We start from the raw sequence: 14,185 nt of genomic DNA on the forward strand, positions 1-14,185 counted from the left end.
ATAGTGTAACAGGACTCTATAAAATTTGGTCATCATCACATGGTACATATGTGGCGATATCTTTTACATCACAATTTAGAATCCGGCATAAGTCGTTGATAGTGGTAGTAGAGATAGGTTTATTATGTTTTAATCTATGAAGAGTAGAAAAAGAAATTCCATGTTTATTATGAAGGGTGTACCAGTTTTCACCAGACTCTTCACATTTTTTCCAGAAGGGATCAAATAAAATCATAGGTTTTATGCTCCTGTCTTAGCTGATAGTATTAGCATAGAGCCTATTTTTTTATACGAATATCTTCGATATAAAGAAGATTCTGGTTGAAAGTGTAATATAAATGTTGTAGTATAGATACATATTCGTTAAAAAGAATATAATATAGGAGAAAAAATGATGAAAAAGAAAATGTTATTGATAGGGCTTTTAGCAAGTGTAGGACTTATTGGATGTAGTAGTCAGACGACAGAAATGGCAACTACAGCGGTTGAAACTACAACCATAAATGAGACGACGGAACCGGAAACTAAGAAAGCGATTGAAAAAGAAGATTTAAGTGAAAGTAAAAAATTGGAAATATTAGCATTTATAAATGGTCAAATTGACCCATTATACGATACAGATATATCAGATGCAGACCTTGAAAAAAAGGCTGATGAGATATGGACAGAAGCAGAGAAAAAATTTAATGTATCAGAAAACGATATTTTTATGATTATGACTGATACGAATTTAGTTAAAAAATATTACAGTGGAGAAACTGCTAAAAATGAAATAAAAACATATGATGCAACATTAGAAGACAACGGATATGGATCGGTTGTTTTGGCTATATCGAGAGATGCGTTAGATGAATGGCTTAAAGCTATCGAAAATAACGATGAAAATATGATGAACTCCATGGTAGAGGGGGGAAAGATTGCATTAGAGGGAAATGGAACAAAAGTCTATGTTAAGGATGTAGGAATAGCTGTAACAAAGGTAGAATTACTTGAGGGTGCAAACAAAGGTGCAATAGCCTATGTTATGAGTGAACAGGTAGAAATGAAATAGAAAAATATGGAGGGAAATTATGGCGTTAATTCAATGTCCAGAGTGCGGAAAAGAAGTAAGTGACAGAACAGAAAAATGTATTTATTGTGGTTTTCCTTTAAATCAAACTCAAGAAAAGTTAAGTAAGGAAAATACTAATATCGTATACTGCTATAACAAAGGCATACAAAATTTGTATTTAAGGTGTTCCTGTGGGCAAGAATTTAAGTATATCAATACTATGTATAAAAGAAATATTCTTGATAATGGAGATTACAAATTTGAAGCAGGAGGACTGCCTATAATGTGTCCTCGATGTCATTCTATATATGATACAATTTCTTTTAGACCAGAAACAGACCCTTATTTTGAATTTAAAAATAGTGATAAAATAAATGATACTACCGTTAAATGTCCTAAATGTGGATCAACTCAGATTCAGATGGTTCCAAGAAAATGGTCTTTAGCTACAGGATTTTTAACGAATAAAGTAGATAGGGTTTGTATGAACTGTAAATGTAAATTTTAAAATCATTGAAATTCAGTTGATAGGGGGTGCTAGAATGGGAAAAATATCAGAGAAAAATGGAAGATGTTCATTAACAGCAGAAAATGTTACTGTTAGAACAGTTAGAATGACTTATAAAAATAGATTAGAGGGATTTAATACAACATATTGTTCAAATGAAAATACGTGTATATATGCTTCACAGTGTATTCATTCTAATCTTAATCGGAAGCTTGCAAATGAAGCCTATAATCCAACTATAAAAGAATAATTAACTAAAACTTCCCATACCTAAAATGGGATTCGTTCCTTGAAAATTCAATATTTCAGCTAACAAAATAGCGATTTATGCCGCTGCAGCTTCCAAATGGAGTGCTTTTCTCAGATATTCCGGCAATCTTGCTTCAAAATCAGCGGTAAAAGCATTCAGTTGCTCATCGCTTAGTTTAAAGATTCCCTGAAGACTTGCCATCAAGGCTTCCATCAGGATGCAAAGTGACCTGTTGAAAGTAATGTCTGCCATTTCATCAACAAGGAAGAAGAACAGTTCACCAAGCGTTCTCTGATCTTCATTTTGGCGCTGCTCCATTGCAAGTAACATATATCGGGTAAACACGATCGCCACATGGGCTGTCAGTGCATCATAAGATAAACTGTGGCATTCTCCAACCAGATTCAGCATGGATTTGCAGGTTTTGAAAAAGACCTCGATCTGCCAGCGCTTTCCATAAATACGGATAATCTCTTCCTCGGAAAGTGTTGTAGCTGTACAGATAAAAGCAAGCCAGTCCTTGCGGTTTGCCTTGTTCCTTACGCATACGATTTTCGCCGGAATTGGATTCGCCTTTCCTACCATAACATCAACAGAAAGCAGATACTTTGATCTGCCACGGCGCTTTTTGTTCCGGGAATAGATTTCTTTGATATTCAGCTGTTCACCACCGTACGAATATTTGATCCGGCTACTTTTCTTAATCATGGCAATCACATCCATGCCTTTTGCATGGATGGCTGTGACCTGTGCTGGATTGGAAAACCAGGAATCAAACAGGACATAATCCGCTTTCAGCCCTGCACTGAGGGCTGTATTCAGTAAAGTCATCATTGCCTCTGGTGCTTTTGTTTGGGCTAGCGCACGTCTTTTTCCTGCAAGGGTTCTGTTGTCAAAGTCCTTTACCGGGCCGATGATATTTGTATTCTTTGCAGACGCTAACAGGCAGCTGTTTACAGGGATCAGTGTGTTTCCATCACTCCAGCTTAAAGTAAGCATCCTGAAGCCCTTTTTGAAATGCATATCCGTGTGGTCAAAAACTTTTGATCCCAGTTCCGTTTTCTTACAGCTGGTACGGTTGAAAAGGCTGTCATCAATGATAAAGACATTTTTTCTTTCCGGATCTGTCAGATCACGAATGTCATGATTGACAATATCAGCTGCAAGAAGAGAAGTAAAACGAAGCCAGTTTGTTTTTGAAGAATTAAGGAAACGGTAGAAAGTGTTCTTGGAAAACGCCTCCTTAAAAGAGCCAGTCCGCTGCTGCATATACATACTTCTTCCGACAAAAATGTTGCTGAGTTTATAACGAAGCAGGGAAACAGATGAAACACCTTTTTCCTTCATTCCATTACATCTGGCAAGGAGCCTGCCAACATGATGTTTGGAAAAAAATCTCTGAACACAGTCAATTAAGTCGTTCTCAACGAAATAGTTTTGTGGTATACTGGACATGGCATAAATCTCCTTTGTAAAGATGGTTTCTAGTCAATTCCATTATACCAAACGGAACAGATTTATGCTTTTTTTATTGGCTGAAATATTGAATTTTCAAGGATCAACGCACCAATATGGTGTGGGAAGTTTTAGTAATTAAATTCATAATAAATGATTCAGATATAAATCAGAGGTGTACGTAAGTATGCCTCTTTTTATACTCAAAATAGTATCAAAAAACGTATCATAATCTATTTACTTTTTGACACAAGAGATTTGATTAGTCAGAGAACCAAGGAAGGACTAAAAGCAGCAAAAGCCAGAGGCAGAAATGGGGGAAGGCCATCTAAGCAAAATGAAAAAGGAGAAACAGTTCTATTGTTGTATAAGGGGGGGATGAAAATTGCGGACATCTGTAAGGAGACAGCATTGAGCAGAAGTACAGTTAACCGGATTTTAAGAAATATTAAATAAATAAGTATTGATACGATGCAAAAGAAGATTTAAAATAAGTTATGTTATATAGGTCTTTTCTCATCTGTTAGAAAGGATTTAATATGGGAAAAGATTTAAAAGGTAAAGAATTAGGAGTTGGAATCAGGCAAAAAGTAGACGGTATTTATTCTGCAAGATATGTAGATAAATTTGGTAAGCGTAAAGAATTATATGATAGAAATTTGTCTTCTTTAAAAAGAAAACTAAACGAAGCCAAATATAATGATGCAATCGGGAATGTGATATTAGATGATTCTTTAACTTTATCTGTTTGGTTTGATAATTGGCTGGAAATCTATAAATACAATGTAATACGTGATAATACCAGAGTCTATTATAAACAGGTTTTTAAAAAGCATATTGAACCGCTATTAGGACATAAGAGGTTAAAAGACATAACACAGCTGCACATAAGGGCATTATTAAAAGAGTTAGATAAGCAGGGCTTACAGTTTCAAACACAAAACAAAGTCAGGGTTATGTTGCTCGATATGTATAATAAAGCAATTCTTGACAATTATGCTGTTCGGAATCCTGCAAAAGGTATCAGGCTTCCAAAGCACAACAAAAGAAATAAAAGAGTATTTTCAGTGGAAGAACAGATAGATTTTTTTGATTGCTGTAAAGGTACATTTTATGATAATCTCTTTACTGTTGCCGTCAATACGGGACTGAGACAAGGTGAGCTATGTGCTTTAACATGGGATGATATTGATTTAGAGAAGAAAGAAATCAATGTAGAAAAGACTCTGCTGTATCAGAAGTTAGAGGGAGATACCGGAAAGACATTTCATATTAATCCCCCAAAAACAAAAACAAGCAATAGAAAAGTTCCAATAAATAAACAATGTGAAATTGCATTGAAAAAACAGTTGATTCAAAGAAATAATATTATCTCGAGGCAGTCAGCAAAGCCGGAAAAGGGGTTTGAAAATCTACTGTTCACTACAAAATACGCAACGCCTATTTGTGACCAGATTCTAATTGATGCCATTAAGAAAATTGTAAACGAGATTAATTCAGTCAGAAGCGAGATTGAGCAGTTTGAAATGTTTACTCCGCATTGCTTTCGGCATACGTTTGCAACACGATGTTTTGAAGCCGGAATATCACCAAAAGTAATACAGACGTATTTGGGACATTCTACATTACAAATGACAATGGATTTGTATACTTCCGTATTTAAACATTGTGAAGAGAAGGCAATCAGCAGACTAAGTGAATATTTTATTTCTCTGGAAGACAGCAGAGAAATAAATATTGAAAGAGAATTTGAAAAGCAGATATAAATGGGGTAAAAATGGGGTAGAGGGAAAAAATATGGGGGTAGTAAAGGTTGAAATTCCTGTAAATACAAGCAACGTGGCCAACACTCTCTACACCAACTGGCTGAATTTCTACGTATATCAGGTGACTCCGTATCTTTTGTCGGAGGATTGAGAAATACGTTTTTCTCCCTGAGTTCCGTGGAATACGGGAGAGGCTGCCGTCTGAAGAGATGGAAAAGGTAAAGGCGGAGCTGGCATCAGAGAAAGAGGAAGCAGAAAATTAAAAAAGGGAAACGCCAGAAAATCAGTCCCTCCGGCAGGAAAGGAGAATGCCAGTCCTGCCGGGGGGATTTGTCAGTTATACTGATCAGCGGGAACAGCTCAGAACAGATGGAGCCCTGAAACAGCAGCACTTTTTTCTGATTCTTCAGGCCGAAGGCGAAATTCACTTCCCTACCTGTAAGGAGAGGTGGTATAATAACCAAGGAATACCTGCAAAGCGGGCATTATACCTGCGCATGCCGGCTTCAGTATGCAGTGCCGGCAACCGGGCGCTAAGTTTTGCCGGAATGTTTAACAGGAGGGAAGGCAGTCATGATAACACAGGAAGAGATCCTAAAGCATCTGGATGTGGATTATTCCTACCGTCTGGCAAAACGGATGGAAGTATATAAATCCAATCCTGTCCTGGGATACCGCACAGCGGGCTCCAGGGCGGAGTTTGAAACAGGAGAAATGCTGAAACAGGAGATGGAGAGCATCGGCCTTTCAGATGTGTCAAAGGATGCGGTAACCGTGGATGGCTGGGAGTTTAAAAAGGCAGTTCTTCGGTTTGAGGGACAGGACGGAAGGGAGAGAGAGGTTCAGCTGGGAGCTTACCAGACCACTCTTGTGACAGATGGATTTGAGGAGTGCTCCCTGATGTACCTGGGGAAGGGAACGGACCGGGATTATGAGGGAAAGAATGCAGCCGGAAAGCTGGTTTTGGTGGATATTAACCAGAGGGATGAGTGGTGGATTAACTATCCGGTCTATGAAGCCCATTTAAAGGGGGCCAGAGCTCTGATCGCTGTTCAGAGCGGAGGGTACGGCGAAATCGGAGAGGAAGCATTAAACGCCCAGGATATTGCAGGGCCGGAGGATGCACCTGCTTTCTCTATCTCAGAAAGAGATGCAAGAGAGCTGAAAAAGCTGCTGCAGGAGAAGGGGGAGCTGTCTGTGTTTCTGGATGCGGATACCCGTGTCAGAAGAAACTGCACCACCTACAACATCACAGGCCGTATTCCGGGAAGACATCCGGAGCGTATGGTTCTCCTGTCTGCCCACTATGATTCCTATTTCAGCGGCTTTCAGGATGATAATACAGCTGTGGCTATGATGCTGGGAATTGCCAGGGCTCTGGTGGCAAGCGGCTTTCAGCCCAACAATACCATTGTTTTCTGCGCTATGGCGGCTGAGGAGTGGGGAGTAGCCGATTCTAATTTTGACTGGTCTGCGGGAGCCTATGAGCAGGTGTTCACAGCGCATCCCGAATGGGTGGGCAGGGTGATTGCAGACCTGAATTTCGAGCTGCCGGCTCTGGCACATGGAACCAGGGCGAGGATCAGAAGCTGCTACGAATACGTAGATTATCTGAATGAATGGCTGGAGGATCTGCCCAATCTGACTCAGGCGTATCCGGAAGAGACAAAGGTAACGGCTCCCATTGAAACCTGGTCAGATGACTTTTCCATGGCAATTGCCGGAATTCCGTCCATGGTCAATGATTTCACAGGCGGGAGCTTTATGGAAACGCATTATCATTCCCAGTTTGACAATGATGAGTTCTATGATGAGCAGGTCTACAGACTTCACCATGAGCTGTTCGCTCTTCTGATTGAGGCTCTTGACCGGACAGCTGTGGTTCCTCTCTGTTTTGAGCGGGTGATGAAGCGGGCGGCCCGGTCTCTTGATGAAGAACTGGGAGAGCTATGGGTGAGTCCGGAGGTGGCTGTCAGGCTGGAAGAGATGAAGCAGCTCTTTGAGCAGGCGGCAGAGTTCTCATGGAGAGAATATGAAGAAGTGCGGGAAATCAATAACCGCTACAGCAGCCTTCTGAGCCAGGGAAGAGAGGCGCAGGCAGAGGAGCTGTTTCAGAGAGAGAGAAAGCGCGAGGCAGAGCTTTTAAGGCGCTTTAAGCTGGAACAGGATGAGTTTGTGCGCATTGACTGGTATGGAAATGTCTATTATCTTCATGAGCTCTGTATGGAAAAGATACGGCTGCTGGGCGGGGCGGTGAAGAATCTCAGAGAAGGAAAGATCTCAGCTGCTCTGCGAAAGCTCTATCAGGTGGATAATAATGCCTATGCCTTTATGTTTTCTGAAGAAGTGTACCGCCACTTTACCGAGTATGTGCTGGATCAGCCAAAGGACCGTCTGAAATGGGGGTACCAGAGACTTGCCGGTCATGAAAATCTGTATCCTCTTGTCACAGGGCTGCTTCAAAGAGAGTCCGGAGGAGAGAGTGACTGCAGGAAGGAAGCAGATGCGCTTGATGAGGCGCTGTCAAGACAGCTTCGAGCGCTTCTGGATGCTTTGGACACTCTTGAAAAAATAACAAAAAAGGACTTTATACAGAGGTGAAAATTTATTATGGATAGTGATAAGCTGTACCGTGTGCAGAGAAAAGATCTGCCGAAGCTGGAGAAAATTTTGAATCTCTGCTTTGCACATGATCCGCTCTATGAAACGCTGATCCCTGATCCAGAGGTCAGAAAAAGGCTGATGCCTGAGCTGTTTCACTGTGATCTGGATGAATTTTTTGAAACCTGTGAGATATTTGCAGACAGCGAAGAGCTGAAGGGGGTACTGGTTGTATCGGATGAGGCAGAGCCGTATAACCTGTTCCGGTTTTACTTTTCAGAGGCAAAGGCGGCTCTGTACACGGACACTGTGCTGATCAAGGAGGATCCGTCTCTAAAGACTTTCTATAACTTTATGAGGGGCATAGATTACCTGAATTCAAGCTGGACGGATCAGCTTCACCAGAACAGAAGGCTCCACATTATTTACCTTGCCGTAGATCCTCATGTACAGCACCACGGGGTAGCGGCCCTTCTGTTAGACGAGGCCATTGACTATGCAAACCGCCATCGAATGATGATTTCACTGGAAACACACAATGAAAAGAATCTGGCCTTTTATGCCAAATTCGGTTTTAAGGTATATGGGGTGGTAAAGAAGCATTTCCCTCTGAATCAGTACTGCCTGATCAGGGAAGTGCAGTGAAAAATGATCAGGCCTTCTGCCTGCTTCAAGGGCAGAACAGGCAGCTGAAGGAACTGCAGGCGGCCGCAGCTTACGTGCTGGGGACAGAGAAAGCAGAACATCCTTTCTGCGCCGGAGCAAACTGTGTGAAAAGCTGCAGAATTGCAGAACGGATAAACAATGAATGGAGGATTCAGATGAGTACGTATTTAGTAGATTTCGAGAATGTAGGAGTAGGAGGAATGGACGGAGTGGAGAAACTTTCTGACCACGACAGAGTTGTGATTTTTTATGGAAAGCAGGCGGCGGCCGTCCCGTTTGAGCGCCATATTGAGATTGCTTCTTCCAGGGCAGAGGTCAGATATATTAAGGTGGATAAAACAGGAAAGAATTTCCTGGATTTTCAGCTCTCCAGCTACTGCGGCTACCTGATCGGAAGTACAGCTGAAAAGGATTTTATTATCGTCAGCCGTGACAATGGATTCGGCAGTATGGAGGATTTCTGGGACGGAAAGGAGATGTCAGGAAAGCTGATCAGTATGAAACGCCAGCCGGCCATAGCGGTGAATGAGGAGAAGGCGGAGAGCGTGAGGGAGATTATTGTCGACCGCAGTGAGCGGGCCGGAGAAAAGGCCAAGGAACAAGAGACCAAAAGTTCCAGAGAAAAAAGCGGGCAGACAGAACAGGGAAGACGGGAAAAAGAACAGAAAAAACAGAAAAAAGCTGACAGAAAGGCTGAGAAGGAGAAACACGAAAAAGAAAAGCGGGAGAGAGAGCGGCAGGAAAAAGAAAGGCATATCCGGGAAAAGCGGGAAAGACAGGAAGCAGCCAGGGAGGAGATGAGGGAAGCGTCCTCTGAGAATGAGCAGGAGGAGGCCTCCATACCGGAAATGAGGAGAAAAGGCAGAAGAAACACCGGGAAAAAGCGCGGTCAGAGGCCGGATGAGGAGATGATTCTCTCTGCTGCAGAGGAGACACAGAACCATTTGAAGGAGGAGTCAGTCAGAAAGGATTCCAGGCGTGAGGAGCCAAAATGGCTGAAAGAGAGAGCTGAAAAGGAGAACGGGAAGAAAAACACGAAGGGAGAGCAGAGGTCCGCAGAATGCGTTCACGAAGAGACGAAAGGAGCAGAGGAAAAGGAGGAGAAAAGACAGATACCAGCTTCAGACGGCGGCCAGGAAGGTGAGAAAGAGGCGAGAAGGCATTTAAAAAGAAGCAGGAGAAGGCCGAAGGACAGATATGTCTGGAGACGGTAAAAGTCTGGAAGGGACAGCCTGAGAGAGGCTGTAAAATATTCTGTGTCTATGGGAATGAAACCTTCCAGATAAGAATTCGATATGTAGTGGTTTTTGTCGGCTTTTGCAGCCGTATCTTTTGTCGAATTTATCTTTCTGGTTATAGTATTTCCTGCCCGCTTTCTTTTATACATGCTTTTTAAATTTTTACATGCTGATTAGACATTTACAGAAGCCAAAGCCATTTCCCGTACTTCAGGTTTAAAACGGGCTTTCCCGGCTATACTGTAAATGTCTGTATAACAGAGCCGGAACAGCTGCTTATGCCTATAAAACGCTGTCCCGGCTTTTATTGCTTTTTCTTCCTTTACAGATACGGTGTAAGACGTTCCGGATACAGAAGAATCAGCTGACTGAGCACCTGGTCCCAGTTCCGGTATCTCTGCGTCCATTTCTTTGTCACATTTCCGCTCGCCAGATACAGCATTTTCTCCAGCGCGCTGTCGCTCGGGAATACACTCTTTGTTTTTGTTACCTTCCGGTACTGGCGGTTCAGCCCTTCTATGATGTTTGTGGTATACATGATCCGGCGGATGTCCCCTGAAAACTGGAAAAAGGAACTGACATCCTCCCAGTTGTTTTCCCAGTTACTGACCGCGTATGGGTACTTCTTTCCCCATTTTTCCTTCACTGCCTCCAGCTCTGCCAGGGCTGCTGCCTCTGTCGGGGCATTATAGACCGCTTTGAAATCAGAGGAAAATTTCTTAAGGTCATTGTAATTCACATACTTGAAGGAATTGCGCAGCATGTGGATGACGCACCGCTGGATCTGTGCCTGCGGGTATACGGCCTGGATCGCGTCCTTAAATCCCGGCAGTCCGTCCACACAGAAAAACAGGACATCCTGCACGCCGCGGTTCTTCAGGTCATTGAGCATCCCCAGCCAGAACTTTGAGGTTTCATTGGCTCCTACAGTGATGCTGAGGATTTCCTTATAGCCTTCCGTTGTAACGCCCAGCACCACATAAGCGGCCCGGCTGAGGATCCTGCCCTCTTCCCTGACCTTGTAATGGATACAGTCCATAAAGACAAAAGGGTAGATGGGATTGAGGGGACGGGACTGCCACTCTTTGATTTCAGGGAGGATCCGGTCTGTGATCTTACTGACCATTTCAGCGGACAGTTCAATCCCATAGAGGTCCTGAAGCTGGTCATGGATATCCCTGGTGCTGAGGCCTCTGGAATAAAGGGAGATCACCTTATCCTCAATGCCGGAGATATCCCGCTGGTATTTGGGGATGAGCTTCGGCTCGAATTCCCCGTTGCGGTCTCTGGGGACGTCAATCTGGAACTCTCCATACTGGCTTTTCAGGGTTTTCTGGGAATGGCCGTTCCTTTTGTTAGAGGAAACGGAATCCCCTTTCTGATTCTTTTCATAACCGAGGGAGGCATCGAGTTCCGCTTCCATCAGCTCCTGGAGGATATCCTTAAAACTGTCCCTGAGGAGGGAATAGACATCAGCAACACTGGATAAGTTGTTATCAGCAATAATCTGTCGAATCTGTTCCTTAGCTACCGGCATAAAAATACTCCTTTTCGATAAGAATTTTCATATCGTAATTCTTACCAAAAAGGAGTCATTTTCTTCCAAAGACACAAACTTTTTTACACTACCGCCTGAGAAGGCTGTCTCTTTTTTAAACCATCTGATCTTAAAGACGGAAATCCCCACGGAAATTTCCAGTACGCATTTTGGCGCATACTTTATTATTGAAAATGATAATCATTTTCGATATAATGACAGGTATGAAAAAGTGGCGGGGACGCATCCACAGAACAGTTTCCGCGGCAGCGGGAGGAATGCTATTATGAGAGTAAAAAAGCTGCTGGAACAATTTTTTGACGCATGCCTGATAGAGGGAAATGTAGAAAAGGCTTTGACTTTTGCCTCTGAGAAAATCATGAGCTTCGGGACAGAGGAACAGGAGATTGCAAGGAACAAGATGGAGCTTAGGGCTCTTCTGGAACGTGAAACTGCCGCAGTTCAGAAAGAAGAAAAGTTCAGCTACGTCCTGGCAGATTACAGAGAAAGCGAATATGGGGAGGGGATGTGCGGGGCCTTCTGCTTTTTTGTAACTGCGGTGGAAAAGAAACAGGAGGGGGCCATTCGAAAAAATGCCGGAATCCGTCTGACTGCATGCGCAAGGAAGGAGGAGGGGATGTGGAAGCTTGTTCAGCTGCATATGTCAAGGCCTATGCGCTTCCAGGAGAGAGAGGAGGTCTTTCCTCTGAAATATGGCCATCGTTCTGTAGGAAAAATCGGGGCTGTAGCAGGAAGAAGCCTGATACAGACCATGTCATCCCTGCTTCCCGGAGGAATTCGGGAGTATATCTGGAACCGGGTTTTCCTCTCTATGTCATCAATGATTCCATGCTAAGCTATCTGGGCTATACATACGAGGAACTGGTGGAGGTGACAGGGGAGAAGATTATCTCCATCATTGCCCCCGAGGACAGAAAACAGGTGGAACGGGAGGTCTTTCAGAGCGTAAGGGACACGGGCGAGTATGAACTGCAGTGCAGATTTATGAGAAAAGACGGATCCCTTATGTGGATTATGGAAAAGGGGCACCGGATTGTCACAGAGGACGGAAGAGAGGCCATTATAGGGATTATTCTGGATAATTCTAAAAATATGGATCTGCAGGAAAAACTGAAGCGCGAGGCAATAGAGGATCCCCTCACGGGAACGCTCAACAGAAAGGGAGCGGCAGGCTGCATCAGGCAGTCTTTTATGACAGACAAAAAGGGGACGCTTTTTCTGCTTGATATTGACAATTTCAAAAAAGTCAACGATATTTACGGGCACCAGGCAGGAGACAGAGTGCTGATGGCTCTGGCAAACATTTTAAAGGTCCACACAAGAAGACAGGATACGGTTTCACGCATGGGAGGCGATGAATTTCTGATTTATCTTTCAGGCTGTGTGGCAAAGAATGTGGTGGAGGACAGAGCCAGGAGTATTATCGAGGCATTCCGTCTGGAGGGAAAGGATTACCCTATGGCAGGAATATCCATCAGCATCGGCGTATCCATGAGGGAAAAAGAGGAGAGCTTCCAGGAGCTTTATCTGCAGGCCGATCAGGCTCTCTATGAAGCTAAAAGAACGGGAAAGGGCCAGTACAGGCTGAGAAAGAAGGAGGATTCAGAGAATGGACAGAGAGAAGCACTTTGATTTAAGATACCTGAACGTACCTCTTCCTGAGGATGTGGAAAAACTCAAATGGGGGGGAGACTATGAGCGGCTTCAAAAGGTAATCGAGAAAAAGCTGAAAAGTGAGTCGCTTCCGGAAGCGCTTAGAATCAGGCTGGAGCTTGAGCGGGAGCTGGCCGTAAGGATACCGGCTCAGTATCCTTACAGCTATGAAGATGCCCTCTTGATTTTAAGAGAGAGGATTGAGAATTTCCAGGATGAAGAGCTGGAAAGGCTGTGGGAGGAGAATACGGCTGACTGGATCTACATAAAAGGAAGCGTACATTTCCATGAACTGTTTTTTGATAATTTAATGAAGACAAGGCCGGACTATGAGGTCAGGGCGAAAGAAAAAAGCAGCGACGGAGAAAAAAATGCGGCACTGCTGAGGGAGAATATCAGAATCATGAAGGAAAAGGGGAGCAGGACGCTTCACCTCCATCTTCACACAACCCTTCGCCTGACACCTGAAGCGGAGAAAGGCTGTATGGGAAAGAAACTTGGCGTTTATCTTCCCCTTCCCGTGGAGTATGCACAGGTAAAAAATCTGAAAATCTGCGGCTTTCCCGGCAATGTGGGAGCTCCGGTCAGAATCGATGAGGGAAGTTATCCCCAGCGGACGGCTTACTTTGAGACAGTGATCAAAGGAGGGGAGCGCTGGGAGACAGAGTACGAATTTGACAATATAACCGTTTACCGGCAGCCCGATCCAGGAGAAGTTCTGCCTGTCCAGCCGGCCTTCTATACGCAGGAAGAGGCGCCTCATATCCGTTTTACGCCGTATATCAGGGAGCTGACGCGGGAGGCTGTGGGGGAGGAAAAGAATCCTCTGCTGGCAGCGGAAAAAATTTACCGCTTTATCACATCGGAGGTTCGGTATTCTTTTGTCAGAAGCTACAGTACCATCTATGACATTCCGGAGTTTACGGCAGTCAATCAGAAGGGGGACTGCGGTTTCCAGGCCCTTTTATTTATCACCATGTGCAGGGCGGCGGGAATACCTGCCAGGTGGCAGTCGGGTCTTTATGCCACGCCCCTTTCCGTCGGGTGCCATGACTGGGCTCAATATTATGTGGCGCCTTTTGGCTGGCTGAGTGCAGACTGTTCCTTCGGCGGCTCTGCATTCCGGCAGAAGGATGAGGAGCGCAGGGAATACTATGGGAAAAACCTGGATCCATACCGAATCCCCTATGCTTCTTCGTTTATGCACGGTTTTTCCGTTCCGGAAGGGGGACTCAGGGACGATCCCTATGACAACCAGTGCGGGGAAGTGTTCTGCGAGGGACAGGCCCTTCGGTGCAGAAAGGACTTTACGGTTGAGTACCGGCTGGATACAGAGGAATTATAAATATACTGTACAGGATATAAATATGTGCTATAATAGCAGAAGAGCTGTAAAAAGTCTTCAGGGCAGGGAACTTCAGGCCCAGGGGACAGGACAG

14 protein-coding genes and 1 pseudogene are annotated in these 14,185 nt (G+C 44.0%); 12 read left to right on the forward strand and 3 right to left on the reverse strand.

Going from position 1 to position 14,185, the window contains the following annotated elements; genetic code table 11:
- Positions 1 to 16 precede the first annotated feature (16 nt).
- Positions 17 to 235, reverse strand: coding sequence for a helix-turn-helix domain-containing protein (locus LK436_RS07030; protein ID WP_083794756.1), 219 nt, complete (start codon positions 233 to 235; stop codon positions 17 to 19).
- A gap of 156 nt (positions 236 to 391) precedes the next feature.
- On the opposite strand from LK436_RS07030, the gene LK436_RS07035 reads away from it, so the two are divergent.
- Genes LK436_RS07035 through LK436_RS07045 form a run of 3 tightly spaced genes read left to right on the forward strand, consistent with a single transcriptional unit; the run spans position 392 to position 1,809 of the window.
- Entirely contained in the window at positions 392 to 1,051 is a 660-nt protein-coding gene (locus LK436_RS07035) for a hypothetical protein (protein ID WP_008397421.1), read from the forward strand.
- Positions 1,052 to 1,070: 19 nt separating this feature from the next.
- Complete coding sequence (locus LK436_RS07040; protein ID WP_147594824.1) at positions 1,071 to 1,559, forward strand: zinc-ribbon domain-containing protein; 489 nt, start codon at positions 1,071 to 1,073, stop codon at positions 1,557 to 1,559.
- Between the two features lie 34 nt (positions 1,560 to 1,593).
- Positions 1,594 to 1,809, forward strand: a complete 216-nt coding sequence (locus LK436_RS07045) for a hypothetical protein (RefSeq protein ID WP_147355633.1) — start codon at positions 1,594 to 1,596, stop codon at positions 1,807 to 1,809.
- A 75-nt stretch (positions 1,810 to 1,884) separates the two neighbouring features.
- Here LK436_RS07045 and LK436_RS07050 read toward each other — a convergent pair whose 3' ends face one another.
- Positions 1,885 to 3,264: a transposase gene (locus LK436_RS07050; RefSeq protein WP_008394736.1), complete on the reverse strand. Its 1,380-nt coding sequence runs from the start codon at positions 3,262 to 3,264 to the stop codon at positions 1,885 to 1,887.
- Between the two features lie 252 nt (positions 3,265 to 3,516).
- On the opposite strand from LK436_RS07050, the pseudogene LK436_RS07055 reads away from it, so the two are divergent.
- The 6 genes and pseudogenes from LK436_RS07055 to LK436_RS07080 form a co-directional block, all read left to right on the forward strand.
- Positions 3,517 to 3,720, forward strand: a pseudogene (locus LK436_RS07055) (helix-turn-helix domain-containing protein); the annotation flags it as partial.
- 83 nt (positions 3,721 to 3,803) lie between these two features.
- Positions 3,804 to 5,030 carry a tyrosine-type recombinase/integrase gene (locus tag LK436_RS07060; RefSeq protein ID WP_008397419.1) on the forward strand — a complete coding sequence of 409 codons (1,227 nt, stop codon included), beginning with the start codon at positions 3,804 to 3,806 and terminating at the stop codon, positions 5,028 to 5,030.
- 31 nt (positions 5,031 to 5,061) lie between these two features.
- Positions 5,062 to 5,181: a homoserine O-succinyltransferase gene (locus LK436_RS07065; RefSeq protein WP_008397418.1), complete on the forward strand. Its 120-nt coding sequence runs from the start codon at positions 5,062 to 5,064 to the stop codon at positions 5,179 to 5,181.
- 422 nt (positions 5,182 to 5,603) lie between these two features.
- Entirely contained in the window at positions 5,604 to 7,631 is a 2,028-nt protein-coding gene (locus LK436_RS07070; protein ID WP_008397416.1) for a M28 family peptidase, read from the forward strand.
- A 9-nt stretch (positions 7,632 to 7,640) separates the two neighbouring features.
- Entirely contained in the window at positions 7,641 to 8,276 is a 636-nt protein-coding gene (locus LK436_RS07075) for a GNAT family N-acetyltransferase (RefSeq protein ID WP_008397415.1), read from the forward strand.
- A gap of 176 nt (positions 8,277 to 8,452) precedes the next feature.
- Entirely contained in the window at positions 8,453 to 9,511 is a 1,059-nt protein-coding gene (locus LK436_RS07080) for a PIN domain-containing protein (RefSeq protein WP_147594823.1), read from the forward strand.
- 346 nt (positions 9,512 to 9,857) lie between these two features.
- Here LK436_RS07080 and LK436_RS07085 read toward each other — a convergent pair whose 3' ends face one another.
- Positions 9,858 to 11,072 carry an IS256 family transposase gene (locus tag LK436_RS07085; protein WP_008398281.1) on the reverse strand — a complete coding sequence of 405 codons (1,215 nt, stop codon included), beginning with the start codon at positions 11,070 to 11,072 and terminating at the stop codon, positions 9,858 to 9,860.
- Between the two features lie 286 nt (positions 11,073 to 11,358).
- On the opposite strand from LK436_RS07085, the gene LK436_RS07090 reads away from it, so the two are divergent.
- The 3 genes from LK436_RS07090 to LK436_RS07100 are packed head-to-tail and all read left to right on the forward strand — an operon-like array spanning position 11,359 to position 14,091.
- A complete protein-coding gene (locus LK436_RS07090; RefSeq protein ID WP_008398279.1) occupies positions 11,359 to 11,928 on the forward strand; it encodes a nuclear transport factor 2 family protein in 570 nt (189 codons plus the stop codon).
- On the forward strand, positions 11,922 to 12,725 hold the full coding sequence (locus LK436_RS07095) for a sensor domain-containing diguanylate cyclase (RefSeq protein ID WP_008398278.1): 804 nt from the start codon (positions 11,922 to 11,924) through the stop codon (positions 12,723 to 12,725). The genes LK436_RS07090 and LK436_RS07095 overlap by 7 nt, the downstream gene beginning before the upstream one ends.
- Positions 12,703 to 14,091, forward strand: a complete 1,389-nt coding sequence (locus LK436_RS07100; RefSeq protein WP_008398277.1) for a transglutaminase-like domain-containing protein — start codon at positions 12,703 to 12,705, stop codon at positions 14,089 to 14,091. The genes LK436_RS07095 and LK436_RS07100 overlap by 23 nt, the downstream gene beginning before the upstream one ends.
- The last annotated feature ends 94 nt before the right edge of the window (positions 14,092 to 14,185 follow it).

Origin of the sequence: Clostridium sp. M62/1, assembly GCF_020736365.1 — a bacterium.
Lineage (GTDB): Bacteria > Bacillota > Clostridia > Lachnospirales > Lachnospiraceae > Otoolea > Otoolea saccharolyticum_A.

Bases quoted from the DNA above. Each gene is read 5' to 3' on its own strand.
- LK436_RS07030 (WP_083794756.1), bottom strand. From the start codon at position 235: ATGATTTTATTTGATCCCTTCTGGAAAAAATGTGAAGAGTCTGGTGAA.
- LK436_RS07035 (WP_008397421.1), top strand. From the start codon at position 392: ATGATGAAAAAGAAAATGTTATTGATAGGGCTTTTAGCAAGTGTAGGA.
- LK436_RS07040 (WP_147594824.1), top strand. From the start codon at position 1,071: ATGGCGTTAATTCAATGTCCAGAGTGCGGAAAAGAAGTAAGTGACAGA.
- LK436_RS07045 (WP_147355633.1), top strand. From the start codon at position 1,594: ATGGGAAAAATATCAGAGAAAAATGGAAGATGTTCATTAACAGCAGAA.
- LK436_RS07050 (WP_008394736.1), bottom strand. From the start codon at position 3,264: ATGTCCAGTATACCACAAAACTATTTCGTTGAGAACGACTTAATTGAC.
- LK436_RS07060 (WP_008397419.1), top strand. From the start codon at position 3,804: ATGGGAAAAGATTTAAAAGGTAAAGAATTAGGAGTTGGAATCAGGCAA.
- LK436_RS07065 (WP_008397418.1), top strand. From the start codon at position 5,062: ATGGGGGTAGTAAAGGTTGAAATTCCTGTAAATACAAGCAACGTGGCC.
- LK436_RS07070 (WP_008397416.1), top strand. From the start codon at position 5,604: ATGATAACACAGGAAGAGATCCTAAAGCATCTGGATGTGGATTATTCC.
- LK436_RS07075 (WP_008397415.1), top strand. From the start codon at position 7,641: ATGGATAGTGATAAGCTGTACCGTGTGCAGAGAAAAGATCTGCCGAAG.
- LK436_RS07080 (WP_147594823.1), top strand. From the start codon at position 8,453: ATGAGTACGTATTTAGTAGATTTCGAGAATGTAGGAGTAGGAGGAATG.
- LK436_RS07085 (WP_008398281.1), bottom strand. From the start codon at position 11,072: ATGCCGGTAGCTAAGGAACAGATTCGACAGATTATTGCTGATAACAAC.
- LK436_RS07090 (WP_008398279.1), top strand. From the start codon at position 11,359: ATGAGAGTAAAAAAGCTGCTGGAACAATTTTTTGACGCATGCCTGATA.
- LK436_RS07095 (WP_008398278.1), top strand. From the start codon at position 11,922: ATGCTAAGCTATCTGGGCTATACATACGAGGAACTGGTGGAGGTGACA.
- LK436_RS07100 (WP_008398277.1), top strand. From the start codon at position 12,703: ATGGACAGAGAGAAGCACTTTGATTTAAGATACCTGAACGTACCTCTT.